At 49.5% G+C, this 13,768-nt stretch carries 12 protein-coding genes; 1 reads left to right on the forward strand and 11 read right to left on the reverse strand.

Going from position 1 to position 13,768, the window contains the following annotated elements; all coding sequences use genetic code 11:
- Positions 1–72: 72 nt before the first annotated feature.
- Complete coding sequence (locus BMY11_RS14675) at positions 73–798, forward strand: YjgB family protein (RefSeq protein ID WP_256217492.1); 726 nt, start codon at positions 73–75, stop codon at positions 796–798.
- 59 nt (positions 799–857) lie between these two features.
- Here BMY11_RS14675 and BMY11_RS14680 read toward each other — a convergent pair whose 3' ends face one another.
- From BMY11_RS14680 to BMY11_RS14730, 11 genes are all read right to left on the reverse strand, one after another.
- Entirely contained in the window at positions 858–1,352 is a 495-nt protein-coding gene (locus BMY11_RS14680; protein ID WP_143069273.1) for a hypothetical protein, read from the reverse strand.
- 176 nt (positions 1,353–1,528) lie between these two features.
- Positions 1,529–3,712: an alpha-glucan family phosphorylase gene (gene glgP, locus BMY11_RS14685; protein ID WP_090577323.1), complete on the reverse strand. Its 2,184-nt coding sequence runs from the start codon at positions 3,710–3,712 to the stop codon at positions 1,529–1,531.
- A gap of 438 nt (positions 3,713–4,150) precedes the next feature.
- Positions 4,151–5,485, reverse strand: a complete 1,335-nt coding sequence (locus tag BMY11_RS14690; protein ID WP_090577326.1) for a phospholipase D-like domain-containing protein — start codon at positions 5,483–5,485, stop codon at positions 4,151–4,153.
- Between the two features lies 1 nt (position 5,486).
- Positions 5,487–6,260: an SDR family NAD(P)-dependent oxidoreductase gene (locus BMY11_RS14695; RefSeq protein ID WP_090577329.1), complete on the reverse strand. Its 774-nt coding sequence runs from the start codon at positions 6,258–6,260 to the stop codon at positions 5,487–5,489.
- A gap of 5 nt (positions 6,261–6,265) precedes the next feature.
- Positions 6,266–7,180 carry a sugar phosphate isomerase/epimerase family protein gene (locus tag BMY11_RS14700; protein WP_256217495.1) on the reverse strand — a complete coding sequence of 305 codons (915 nt, stop codon included), beginning with the start codon at positions 7,178–7,180 and terminating at the stop codon, positions 6,266–6,268.
- Positions 7,167–7,850, reverse strand: coding sequence for an orotidine 5'-phosphate decarboxylase / HUMPS family protein (locus BMY11_RS14705; RefSeq protein WP_090577335.1), 684 nt, complete (start codon positions 7,848–7,850; stop codon positions 7,167–7,169). Before BMY11_RS14705 ends, BMY11_RS14700 begins: the two co-directional genes overlap by 14 nt.
- Before the next feature lie 27 nt (positions 7,851–7,877).
- The gene (locus tag BMY11_RS14710) at positions 7,878–8,918 is read right to left on the reverse strand and encodes a zinc-binding dehydrogenase (protein WP_177182653.1); all 1,041 of its coding nucleotides are present in this window, start codon (positions 8,916–8,918) and stop codon (positions 7,878–7,880) included.
- A gap of 35 nt (positions 8,919–8,953) precedes the next feature.
- Positions 8,954–9,382: a VOC family protein gene (locus tag BMY11_RS14715; RefSeq protein WP_090577341.1), complete on the reverse strand. Its 429-nt coding sequence runs from the start codon at positions 9,380–9,382 to the stop codon at positions 8,954–8,956.
- A gap of 32 nt (positions 9,383–9,414) precedes the next feature.
- Positions 9,415–11,250 (reverse strand): glycoside hydrolase family protein, encoded by a 1,836-nt coding sequence (locus BMY11_RS14720; RefSeq protein ID WP_090577344.1) that lies wholly within the window; start codon positions 11,248–11,250, stop codon positions 9,415–9,417.
- Between the two features lie 18 nt (positions 11,251–11,268).
- Positions 11,269–12,771: a xylulokinase gene (gene xylB, locus BMY11_RS14725; RefSeq protein WP_090577346.1), complete on the reverse strand. Its 1,503-nt coding sequence runs from the start codon at positions 12,769–12,771 to the stop codon at positions 11,269–11,271.
- Between the two features lie 131 nt (positions 12,772–12,902).
- Positions 12,903–13,754, reverse strand: a complete 852-nt coding sequence (locus BMY11_RS14730; RefSeq protein WP_256217498.1) for an RMD1 family protein — start codon at positions 13,752–13,754, stop codon at positions 12,903–12,905.
- Positions 13,755–13,768: the final 14 nt, after the last annotated feature.

Below are 13,768 nucleotides of genomic sequence, written 5' to 3' on the forward strand. Positions count from 1 at the left end.
ACCTATTCGCAATTATTCTCGTTCAGAGGATGAAGGTTCTAAAGCTAAACAGAATGGAGATAGACGAAAAAGATGAAGAAACAAGCTCTGAAAACACTCGTGACAGCGGTACTGCTGACAAGCACGATGATGCTGTCTGCATGTTCGGGCGATAATACGACTAACAATTCCACCGGGGCCAATTCCAATAATTCGACGTCACCTGCTGATTCGACGAATTCGGACAATGGGCAATCTAACGCTGGCAATGCTTCGAATGCACCGGCGAATGAACCAGGCAATACGACGAATACGAATACGAATACGAATACGAACTCCAATTCGGCACCGGATAATACGACTTCGCCATCGAATGACCAGAGCCAAACGACCAAGGATCTTAAAGCGATGCTGACGCTCGCGAAGGACGGGAAAGTAAAGGGGATACCGTTTACGGCAGATAAGGGACTTATCGATGACGTTGAGAAGGATTGGGGCAAAGCCGACAAGACGGATTTCGCAGGCAAAGGCATGTATGCTACCTATGCGAAGAAGCACGCGGTGATCGGCTTCAATAAAGGCAGTCAAATCTTTGATGTCCGTTCCGATGCACCTGAATTGCATTCCTATACACTCAAGCAGATTGAAGCAGCACTTGGTAAGGCGAACAATGTCACCAAGAACGGCAGCGACACCATCTATACGTACGAAGCTAACAAAACCTTTGAACTACGCTTCATTATCTCGAAGGATACAGGTAAGGTTGATCATATCTCCGTGTTTGCGCCTGCGGATGCGGTCAACAATATGGCAGGTTAACAAACAAAAGGAGATTTCCTCACCTATCTTGGCGGGGAATCTCCTTTTGTTTGTTTACTTTAGAAACAACGACTCTTAAATGCGGGGTCATACTTGCTTTTCAGAAATTTATTGATGGTAAAGGCGATCTCGATTGATTTGGACTTGTTTAAATACTCACCTGAATTCGCGTAAGTGGAACAATCCCAATGAATTGCAAATATTTTGGCGATATCCGTGTGTGCTGATGCTTCGACGTAAAGGTCATAGGTGTCCTTGTTATCCATAACAACCCTATCTTTTTCGATGAGTGCGATCTGTTGATCGCCTTCATAAATGCATAGAAAATGACCTTCTCTGCCCCTTCCCACCTCATACCCCTCATATTCGCGACCGTGAAGATGCAATTTGGTGAAGCTGTAGCCAAAGAAAATGAACCTCGCTACTTTTACATTATAAATCTCGCCATCATCAAGAATAAACCGATCCTGCTTGTTGCCCATCAGCGTATACGCGGCTTCCATGAGTCCAGGAATCTCAACGTTTCCCAAAATAGGCGTCGTGCCTTTAATCAAGTAGGACTCGATCTCCTGTCCGTGATGCTCCAAACTAAATTTTGTTCTCGCCGTTTGCTTCAGTGTTAGTTTCATTATTGTCCTCAACAATACATCCATTATATGATCATAGAGAAATTTCTCGTATTGACCAAAGGACATTGTAGCACACGATGCATCCCGCTAATAGACGCTTTTCAATGGAAACCCCACGCTGCCAACTCCAACTCGAAGTTGCTCTCGAAGTCTGGGCTGATTGGCGTGACCCGCACGTTCACGTTCGCCTTCCAGAAGTTGATTGAAGTGTCGAAAGTAGCGCCTTCGTAGACGAATTTTCCTTTTGACGATTGCTGTACCGGCTCTAGCTTTACTTTCCATATGCCTTCGCGGCCATCCGAGCCGACTGCCTCTACGCGGACGTCCTTATGCCATATCGGGCCGAGCTCAATTTCAGTTCGAAAGGTCGTCTTGTGCAGTCCAATTCTGCCGCTATGGTTGTCTGTCACAATATCTACTTTGCTGACACGGACTCCTGACCAGTTATTGCGAACGAATTGCTTGTAGGCTGCAACTCTTGACGCGACCTCGAAGTGATCCGATGCGAACCTCTTCCCTCTTGCCATGGCGGGGACATACACCTTGTTCCAATAATCATTTATCATTCTGTGCGTGTTGAAAGCCGGCGCAAGTGTGCAAATGGATTCTTTCATCAGGTCGACCCATTCCATAGGGAGCGACTGTTCATTCTGATTGTAGTAGCGCGGAACAATCTCTTCCTCAAGTAGCCGATAAAGCGCTTCGCTATCCTGCTTCACCTGAGTATCGTGGTCGCCATCTACCTTGCCCTCGATTGCCCATCCGTTCCGCCCGTTATAGCCTTCCGCCCACCATCCGTCCAGCACACTACAGCCCAGTACGCCGTTCACCGCAGCCTTTTGCCCGCTAGTACCGCTTGCCTCCATTGGCTTAGTTGGCGTGTTGAGCCAGACATCGACGCCTTGGACAAGCTTCTTTGCCTTATCCATCGCATAGTTCTCAACAATATGAACACGGCCTTTAAACCTGTCTTCTCGAGATAACTCTACAATTTGGCGGATCATATTCTGTCCAGGTGCGTCTGCGGGATGTGCTTTTCCAGCGAAAATAAGGGATACCGGACGCTCTGGATCACCTAGGATACGCGCAAGCCGCTGCGGATCACTGAAGATAAGAAGCGCTCGTTTATAAGTCGCAAACCGTCTGGCAAAACCAATGACGAGCGGGATTCTGCTCGTCGAGCTAATCGGCAGTCCTAGCTCTTCGGACATGACAGATTTCGCCCTCAGATGCTCCTCCCACAGCTCAGAACTTGGAATATCCCGAACAGCAGCCCAAACTTTCGGGTCCGTTGTGCGAGAAGTCCAGTCCGATGGGAGATGCCGATCGAACAGCTCCTTCATTCCAGCAGCCAGCCATGTTTCAATATGAATGCCATTCGTAATGGAATCTACCGGAATGTCCTGCTTCGGAATATGCGGCATCCAGCGGTGGAACAGCTCTCGGGTCACCTCGCCATGCAGCTTGCTCACCCCGTTCACCTTCGAAGACGTGCTGACGGCAAACCGTGTCATGTTGAAAGCACCATCCATGCGACCAAGCGACAGGACCCTCTCCCTGTCAGCCCCGAGCTGCCAGTAATAGTCGCCGAAATATCGGTCCATCATTTCAATGGAGAATACGTCATGACCAGCCGGAACCGGAGTGTGCGTCGTGAAGACAGTGCTTGCCTTTACCGTTTCAAGTGCTGTCTCGAAAGGTAAGCCTTGTGCAGACAACACCCGAATTCGCTCGAGCGTTAGGAATACGCAGTGCCCCTCGTTCATATGCCAAACCTCCGGCTCGATGCCGAGTGCCGCAAGCAGACGTGTACCGCCGATGCCGAGTAGAATTTCCTGGCTGATTCGCAAATCTTGATTGCTCGGATATAACGTATCCGTTAAGCGGCGGTCTGTTTCGCTATTGGATTCAATATCTGTATGGAGCAAATACACAGTGATCGAGCCCACTTGAACAGCCCATGCGTTTGCAAATATTTTTCTGCCTATTAAAGGAACCTCGATGAGAAGAGGTTGATTATTATGATCCATTACGAGCTGAACCGGATAGACACTTGCCTCCAGGTTGACCTCAGGGTACAGATGCTGCTGCCTGCCCCCCTCGTCGATTCGCTGCTGGAAATATCCTTTGCCATAAAATATACCTACGCCCGTGAGCGGAACATTCATGTCTGCTGCTGCCTTAATATGGTCACCTGCCAATATACCAAGACCACCTGAGTAAATCGGTAAAGTTTCATCGAGTCCGAACTCTGCCGAGAAATACGCGATACCACGGTTTTTCATGATGTCACCTCTTTTAGCAAGTTGCACTTCGTCATGTAAGCGCCTAACTGGCACCCCTTTACTATATGCCGCTTAGTGGTGTGAGTGCCCATTGGAAAACGAAAGAAGACAGCCGCCCGATTGGACTGCTGCCTTCTTGGATTGCTCGAACTATTGATCTATGCTCATTGCTCACGTTATCTAAAGCAACCGCAGATGACAATGACAAGCAGAATGAAAAGCACCAGAATCGAACCGGAGCTAGTAAACGCACCACCAACGTGACCACCGCTAAAACCGTTCAATGTATTGCACCTCCTGAAGATTAGAGTCTGTTTAGAATATGTCCGAGGTGCATGAATGGATTGGGTACTTGGCAGGGGTGCAATTGCTCGGGTATAGCTGCCTACTACGATGGCCATACAAAAAGCCCGCGATTCCCGCGGGCTTGAGGTCCATTTACAACTTTGAAATTAGGCTATAAGCGAGACCTTGCCAACTGCTGTCGCCACTCTCGAATAATTGGCGATTACTTCGAACAATCCTCCCGAAGAGCTGTAGCGCAGCAAGATCATCGAGCTCAGTCACGGACATCGCGAGATGCTCATAGAGCAGTTCGTCTAGAAGTGCACGAGCTGTCTCGTTACACCAGAAAGCAGCATTCAATTCGCAGTTGCCAAATAGCGAGTAATGATGCATGTTACACGATCCAACTGTACCCCATTCACCATCGACAATCATAAGCTTGGAATGAACCCAGACGTTGCTGCGTTTGCCATCTTCGCTCAGACCAGCGATGCCCGCCAAGGTGAATTGGTCGAACGTCGCAAGCTCAGACAGTGCATCAGGAATTTCACCTGCTGCCGGTACAACAGCTACAATTTCTACCCCTCGCAATAGAGCAAGGCGCAAGCTGCCGAGAATCTCTGGAACAGCGATGTACTGGTTCTCCATATAGATCGAACGGCGCGCCGCGTGGATTGCTGCACAATATTGGTCAAAGTTCGAGCGCTCACCTTCATGTACTGGATAAGCTGTACCTTGTGGTGTAGCTTGACCGCACAACATCCGACCGTCTGCGATCGTCCGCTGAATTTGAACGCTTGCGTTTCCGCGATTGCCCGGTACTTCCGTCGGAAAAGGAAGATCCGAATCGCTTCCTTCGCCCCACCGTCCATCAAACAGATGACGCTCGCTTGCTTCGTTCCAGCGCTGGACAAAGTTATGGTGAACATCGACAGTTGATGGGCCTGCGAGTTCGATGTACAGATCATGATTCTGTCCTTCGCCGCCGCTATGTCCCGGAGTGACTACAGAATGGGGATTGAGATTAATCCCACCCAGGAACGCCGTCTCTGCTGCATAGCCTGCGTCAATGATCCAGCTCTTCTGATGCTGACAAAACCCAAGCTTGGCTCGATCCCAGCGGATACGAATGGTCGAAGCAGACGCTCTGAGCTTATCCAAATGTTCAGGAGCTCCCCAGAAAGCATTCGTTTTCAAGTATTCCGTTTCTGGGTCAGGACGCCAGAAGACCATGCGGACATCTAGCCCTCTCTCCGCTGCCCGATTCAGAACATCAAGTGGCGATCCTCTGCCATCTGGCATTCGGCATGTTTCCCACATGAACGTTACCGTCACCCAAACGCTGTGTTGTGCCCCTTCAATGGCTTCACAGACACGGCGGAAAGCTGGTTCTCCGTCAATGAGCGGCTTGATTCGATTGCCAGAGCGGACAGGATATGACGCTTTGGGTGCAAAAGGAATGGTATCCGTCTTAGGACGTGAAGCCAAGTTATCGCATCCGATGGCCGCCAGTAATCGCCAGCTCCGTGCCTGTCACTGAAGCCGACTCTTCGCTTAACAAGAAGACAGCGCCGTAAGCAATGTCTTCTTCCGTTTGAAGCCGCCCAATCGGAACGGTTGCTTCACCCATCGCAGCCAACTGTTCGGCGCTAATCCCCATCTTCTCGTGCAGCTCGATTTCGCCATCTGAGGCAACCCAACCTACCGTAATCCAATTCGAGCGAATCCGCTGCGCTGCGAAATTCGAAGCGATATGTTTACTCAGCGTCAGCATCGCACCTTTGGAGCAAGAATAAGCAGCAAGATCCATCTGCCCCATATAGGCATTAGTAGACCCAATATGGACGATTGATCCGCCCCCTGTCTCCTGCATCGAGGCGACCGCGTATCTAGAACAATAGAAAGATCCTTTGATGTTCACATCAAACACCGTATCGAACAATTCTTCAGACGTATTGAGCAGATTCCCGCGTGGGAAGATCGCTGCATTGTTCACGAGCCCATCTATACGACCAAATCGTTCAACAGCTTTGTCAATCAACTGCTGACAATCCTCCGTCTTGCTCACATCGGTCCGAACGAATAATCCGGCTGTGCCGTACAACTGTTCGATGTCCCGGATTACTGCCGCTCCTTCTTGTTCACTCCGGCCGGCAACGACGACGTTCGCCCCTTCGCTAGCACATTTGAGCGCAATGCCTTTACCGATTCCTTTTGTCGCTCCTGTTACGATGATTGTTTTGCCACTTAGCCGTTGTCCCATTCGTTTCACTCCTTAGCAGCCCACTCCGCCAATTTCGATTTCAGAAAAACCCCAGATTGCTGCATTTCATCTAATCCATTAACACCATCTTCAATGGATATCCACCTGTTGAAACCGATTGCATTTAATGTTTCGAAGATCGCGTCATAGTCGTTAAGTCCTTGGCCAATGACACCATGCGCCAGCGACGCAGAATATCCCTGAAGCGTATATTCACGCAGATCGTTTAGCGTATAGCCCGGCTTCAAATACCTGTCGCTTGCATGCATCGTGAGGATGCGATGCTTCACTTTCTCCATCACATCAAGCGGATCTTCCCCCGCGAGCAGCGCGTTCGACGGATCGAAGTTGACGCCAAACCAAGGAGACGAAATTTCACTAATAATGGCTAAGAAGAGCTCGGATGATTGCGCAAATTCTGGATAGACCCAGTAGCCATCTTTATAATGATTCTCCATGACGAGATGAACCCGTTTCGCTTCTGCATAAGGCAGCAGCTGACGGATGCAATCAACCGTCCATCTAATGCCATCTTCCCGGTCAAGGCCCGGCCGATTCTGACCCGAGAGAACGCGAACGCTGCGGAACTCATCCGGTCCGATCAGTGCCATCAGGTCGATCATCTGTTTCATCTTCTCGATTTCTTGCTCCCTTTGCTCCACATCAGGAGTAGTGAAATCTGGCGACGAGCACATCATCGGAATTTCAAGGTTATGGGCAACAGCAGCAGCCTTCACTCGGAGCAGGTAGTCTTCATCGCTTTGTTTGAGGAAAGTCGGATATAGCTCAAGACCATCAACGCCGAGCCTAGCTGCCATCTCAATCCAATCGAATATCGTAATTGTACCGTCCGTCAATTCATCCATAAGCCCCTTCGGGAAAACGGCGACTCTCGCATCTCTTAGACTAGATGTTGGCACTGTTCTTCACCCTCGCTACAAGCGTCTCAAGCACCTGCTTAAGTTCTCCGCGATCTGTACTCGGACGAAACTCTTTGTGGTCAATGACGAGTGGAGCTCCGACGACGACAAGAGGGGCCCCGAGCTTCGGCATCTCTGCGGCTTGATCAATGGAAAGTCCGCCTACGGCTTGAACGGGGATGTTCACCGCACTAACCACGGCAGCCAAGTGATCGTAAGGGCTCCGGGCAGGGTCCTCCCCACGTTCATCGAAAGAAGTGTGAACGAGGATGTAATCGACGCCATTCTGCTCTAGGAACTGTGCGCAAGCAACTGGATCTGGGGCAGCCATAATATCGCCCATCACTTTGATGCCGTAATCTCGCGCTGCGCGAACGACAGCTCGTATGGTAGCAGGATGAGCGACACCCATGACGACGACATGGGTCGCGCCGGCCTTCGCCATCATTTCCGCTTCCAGGTAACCGCCGTCCATCGTCTTGAGATCCGCGATGATGGGATGGTTCGGAAACGCTTTGCGGAGCGCCACTACAGCATGGAGCCCTTCACCAAGCAACAGCGGTGTACCAGCTTCAATCCAATCAATTCCTGCCTCAACGGCGATTTCCGCCATTTCCAGCGCTTCTTCAATGGTCGTTAAATCTAATGAAATTTGCACGATCGGTTCCATTCGAGCATCATCTCCCTCATTTAGCTATTAAGCTTCTGGCAAAATAATCGATTTCGCATGCTGCAATCCATCCATCTCATCGAAGGCCTGCTTCCAATCGCTGATGCCGTAGCATTTTGCCATCGGAAGTGGATCAATCAAGCCAGCGCCCATCAACGTTAATACTTTCTCCCACATCGGATAATTGTGGCTGAAGGAGCCTTGTAGCTTTGCCGCTTTCTGGATCAGTGGATCGAGCGAGAAACCTACAGGCGCTGGCCCCCAGCCAATCTTCGTAATCTGTCCGCCTGGACGAATAGCATCTATACTTTGACGAAGTGAAGCGCTTACACCTACAGCATCCAAAATCACATCAGGGCCGAAGCCATCGCCATAAGCTAGCAGCTCCTCGACAACGTTCTGCTTCTCAGCAACGATGACGCAATCCGCACCAAACTGCTTGGCAACTTCCATGCGTTTCGCGTCCTTCTCCGTCCCGATGACGGTTAGCCTCGCAGGGCTGAACAGCTTGGCAATTTGCACGCACAACAATCCAATTGGACCAGGTCCGAATACAGCGACGTAATCGCCAGGACGAATTTGCGAATGATGGGCAACGGCATTGTATGCGACGCAAGAAGGTTCCGTTAGTGCTGCTTTCTCAAAGCTGACGTTGTCCGGGATAAGATGAACGATTGCCTCTCTCGTCCTAACATATTCCGCCATCGCTCCGTTCTCCAGAACACCAAACCCTCTTCGTGTCGGGCAAAGGTTGTATTGACCCGTACGACAATATATACAAGTCTCGCACACATAAGAAGGTGTTTCGCTTACAACGCGATCACCGATCTTGAACTGCTTCACTTCCGCGCCAATACCGGCCACGACGCCTGAGAATTCATGTCCGAGCGTTACCGGACGATTCACTGGAAAACCTTGAATATCATGGTACATATGCAGATCGCTGCCGCATACACCTGCTGCTTTTACTTGAATAAGCACTTCTCTAGGTCCGAGCTCCGATGGAATCGGCACATCACGAACCTCCACGCTTCCACTTCCAGACGAATAATTGACTACAGCTTTCATCGCGGCGATCTCCTTTTTGTAAAAGAATGAGTCTTTCAACCTTGCGGATAGTCCCCCCATAATTCAATGGCGTTACCATCCGGATCGTAGAACTTAAAAGACATGCCTTGATAGTCAGTTAGCTTTCCTACCTGAATTCCTTTGTCCTTGAAGTACTGGTACAACGATTGGACATTATCAGCCACAGTAAATCCGTAAGAGGCTTGCACGCCACTCGAATAGTTCATATGCGAAGTAACGTTGCCGTCTTCATTCGGAATTAGAAATATCCGAATCCCGGATGCGCTTCTGAGTTCCAAAAAAATCGGATCTTCGACCGCTACTGTAAAACCGAGATGTTCTGCGTACCATTCTGAAGCTGCCTGAAGGTTCGATACAGGTATGTACTGATAACTAGATTGTAAGCGCAGTGAATCCTCCCCCTTTAGCGCAAATTTATCTGTCTCCAAAAATAACTTCCACATCGCGTATGTTGAATCCTCCCGAATCTTGGAAGTTATATCTCTTTTACGCAAATTCGTTCAAATTGTGCAGAACCGAACTGGACAAAGAAACGAAGGCTGCTGTTCCTACCGTTCGTCCGCGAGATTAGCGTTCGTTCTCCACCGACGCACAGGTCAATCCAGCCATCTTTCACAATCGCTTTAATGGCGATCTTCTCGGTTAACCCTCCAACTTGATAGATGGAAGAATCCTCATTGGCTTGAAGGGAACGAGCATGAATCTTGTGAATACCTGCTTTCCGATCTGTTGGCTCAAACCGGACATCATATCCGTGTCCTTGCTCGAAGTTCGCTGAATCCGCTACGGAGAAGCCGAAATACATGTTCGGATAGTTCACCGTCACCTCGAACGAGACGATATAATCACCGTCGAACGAACCAATCGTCCTTGCATCGAAGCCGCTCATGGCGTCAAGCGTGATGTCATCGTATGTCCTGACAGACTTCGTCTCTTCACGCAGCTCAGGTACGAAACCAAGTCCCAAGGAACCGTCTGTCTGTTGGATGACCTCTCGGAAAACGAGCTCGCCCCCATATCGTCCCGGTGAAGATAGGAATCCTGCTGCAATACGTCTTCCACCATGGTATGCTGCTGTCTTCGGCACACGCCATTGCACACAATCTAAAGTGTCCATCGCTGGACGGAGCCAAGGACCTTCCGGGTTATGCGAATAACGATAACGAGCAAGCCCGTCATTACTGAAAATCAGATAATACCAGCCATTCCATTCGAAGAAATCTGCGCATTCCGGCTCATCATGATAACCTGGCACGATGAATGGCTCAAGCTCCTCCCAGTCCGTGAGATTATCGGATACGAGATGTGCGAGGCAGCCTTGGTGCTTTATCGGATGAACGAGACTCGTCGTAACGAGCATGTGATACTTGCCTTCTTTATCCTGATACACATGAGGATCGCGAACGGACGATAGCAGATAGCGGTCCGAGATTCGGATACTTGTATTCGTCTTGTCGAAATGAATGCCGTCGCTGCTCTCCGCCCATGTTAGCTGCGCTGGAGAACCATCGGTTGCTCTGACTGCGTAGAACGCATAATAAATGCCGTCCTTCACAAAAACCGAGCCCGTACAAATTGAGCCTTCTTCTTCCGCGGTAATACCGACTGCGATGGGATGATGCTCCCACGTTCGCAAATCTTTGGTCGACACTTGTGCCCATTGATGTGCGCCGAGGCTCCATTTGCTGGCATGACCTCTGCGGTCAAACAGGTAATATACGCGGAAGTTTTCACCATCGAAGAAAGGCATACAATCACCGACACTTGTGTTGAAGCCTTTGGGCCGCCAATATTGCAGCGCTGCTGGTTCTTCCCCCAGAATGAGAGATTCAATCTGTGGTGTCGCTAGCGCTTCAGGCTGGATTGCTTCATTCCATATGCGAAGCTGCTCCGCATCGTTATACAACTGAATCGTCGCATCATGAAGGTCAATCGCCCCCATTGGCCAATCTTCATCCACGAGAACACCGTCTACGAATAAACGAACCGCATAGCCCAAGTTTTGCAAGTGTACGGAATGCTTCGAGCTGCCGAGTCGATCCCATGGAGCGGATAACACCAACGGAGTCTTTCTTGCATCCGTATATAGCTCGGCAATTAACGAAAGCGCTTTAATTTCATTTGAAAATCCAGTATAGAATCGAATCCGCACGCCGGATTCTGCTGAAGTGATTGCAGCAAGCTCTCCCTCTGCTTGGCCGTCAATATCAATGCTGACCGCTAGCGCTTGAACGGCTCCCCAGTCCAGATTAATAGGCCCGCCGCCGCGCTCGGCTGTAACAGCAGCTTCTATAGACGCATTCTTGTTCATATAAACTCCGCTCCGTTTCTAATTGAGATGGGAATCTAGTAATGGGAATAGTTTCTTGTTCGCGCTATATAACTCCTTATATACGGTATGCAATCGCGTATAAGTCTCACGGTTAGCCACATTAGGAGTCACCGGTGTCTCTTTGATTCGGACAACCGTTCTACACGCTTCTTCTACGTTAGCGTAACGACCGATGCCGATACCTGCCATAATAGCAGCGCCTACGCAAGCTTGTTCGTGCATCGTACTGGTATAAACCTTTTTATCGAATATATCCGCGATCATTTGCTTCCATAACACGCTCTTTGCTCCGCCACCAGATAGAATTAACCTATCCGACTGAACACCAAGCGTTCTGAAAATATCATAGCTGTCCTTCAGCGAGAAGCTAACGCCTTCCAGAACAGCTCGGACGAGATGGCTTCTTCCATGGTTTAAGGTGAGTCCGAAGAATGCCCCCTTCGCATGAGGGTCCATGTGCGGGGTCCGATCCCCGGCCAAATACGGCAAGAACAATAAGTTATCGCTTCCTGCCGGGATCGCTGCTGCCAGCTCATCAAGAGCGCCGTAATCCTGCACATTCAGAATCTGGCTGCTCAGCCATTTCAATGACAACCCTGCGCTCATTGAGGCACCAAGTAAATACCATTTGTTCGGTACGGCATGAACATAGGTATGTGTCCTTAATGCTTCATCGAATACCATGCGGTTAACCGTCGTGAAGAGCTGACCGCCAGTGCCTATCGTACAGGAAATTACGCCAGGTTCTACGATGCCGTTGCCAACCGCCTGCATCGCTTGATCGGCTCCGCCATATACAACCGGAGTGCCTGGACATAAGCCCGATTCTGCGGCTGCCGTTGCCGTGATGGTTCCGCATATTTGCCATGGCTCGCTAGTTTCGGGGAACAAAGTCGGGTCAATCTGAACGCGCGACAACAGCTCGGTGGACCATTCCCTCTCCACCACATTATAGGCCGAAGTGCTGGAAGCATCTGTCGTGTCGACGCCTATGACACCAGTGAGCCGATATCTGACATAATCCTTGGGAAGAATGACCGAACGGATCTGACTATAGACTTCGGGCTCGTTCTCCTTGACCCACAATAAGGAAGCCAATTGGAACCCCGTCGCGATATGGTTCTGAATGAGCTGTCCAAGCTCCTCCGGCGTGAAGAGCTCGCTAAGCTTCTCCTTCTGCGGAATGGAACGCTGATCACACCATATAATTGCAGGTCTGACCGGCTTTCCTTCCGCATCCAGCGCAACCAGTCCATGCATCTGACCAGAGAAGCCGATTCCTGCAATGTCATCTGGGCGCAATTGTGCTTGCCGAATCGCTGCAGTAGAAGTTTGGCATACCAAGTCCCACCATTCGTCTGGATCTTGTTCCGCATAGCCGTGATTTGGGATGCTAATGTCATAATTCATCTGTGCGAGGCCGAGCATATTGCCTTGATCGTCCATTACCATCGATTTCACGCTTGATGTGCCAATATCAATGCCCATTAGAGTTGCCAATCGGATAAACTCCTTTCTAACATCGCTTCCCTAAATAAGTTCGCCACATTAATCATTCCTCCTTTTTCCATGCTGAGAAACTGTTGCAAATTTAAACGCAAAAAAGCCTCAGCGATTGCTGAGGCTTATGTTTAGGTATGGGAAGGAACCCATCCCAGTATTTGCAGTACGGTGAGCACGACCTCGATGACGATGAGAATAACGACGATCCATTCGACAAAGAGACCGCGGATGGAATGGCTGATGTCGGAGAAGCCTTCAGTGATGTGATATAGAATATCTGTTTTGCTTTTCAAGATCGTATAACGGTCGTTCAATTCGAAGAAGTCCATCATCTTATCGTGAAACTGGCTTGCCGATTGATGCGTCCATGTGACCTCGGGCTTGTCCAGTATCATAATATAAGCAAGCGTATTAAATTCATGCCGAACGATCTTCGCAGTCGTTGTGGCTAATACCTTGTTGCTGATCCGAAGCTTGCCCTTCTCTAATTGCTCGATCATCACTTCCAAGCTGTCTTGAACCTTGCCTAACTGCTGCTCTGCTTTCTCAAGCGCGACTGATTTAGCTAGCACGGTCGAAATTAACTCCGGCAAGAAAAATTCATACTCATTCACGATTACATACTCGTCCGTCAGCTCCATATCCTCAATGTTCCCAATATGTAGACTATAGTCATCCGTGAAGCTATCTACGCGCGATAGATCGATATCCCGCTCGAAGGTTTGGAGGAACTTCAGAAGCATCTGGATCTCGCTCTTATCCGAGTGATTCACAAAGACGACGCTGCCAAACGAAAATATGAGCACTTGCTGCAGTTCATTCATTCGATCCGTGTATATCGATTCGAGCTCTTTCGCTCTTAGAATTAACGGCTGCTCCCACGTATATTTCTTGGGCATGCCTAAGTAAATGGCAATTTTATTGAGATCGATTTCGCTCGTGATGGACAATGCTTTAAACGAGATATTAGTCAGTTCCATTGATCTTCCACTTT

Source organism: Paenibacillus sp. OV219 (assembly GCF_900110075.1).
GTDB lineage: Bacteria > Bacillota > Bacilli > Paenibacillales > Paenibacillaceae > Paenibacillus_Z.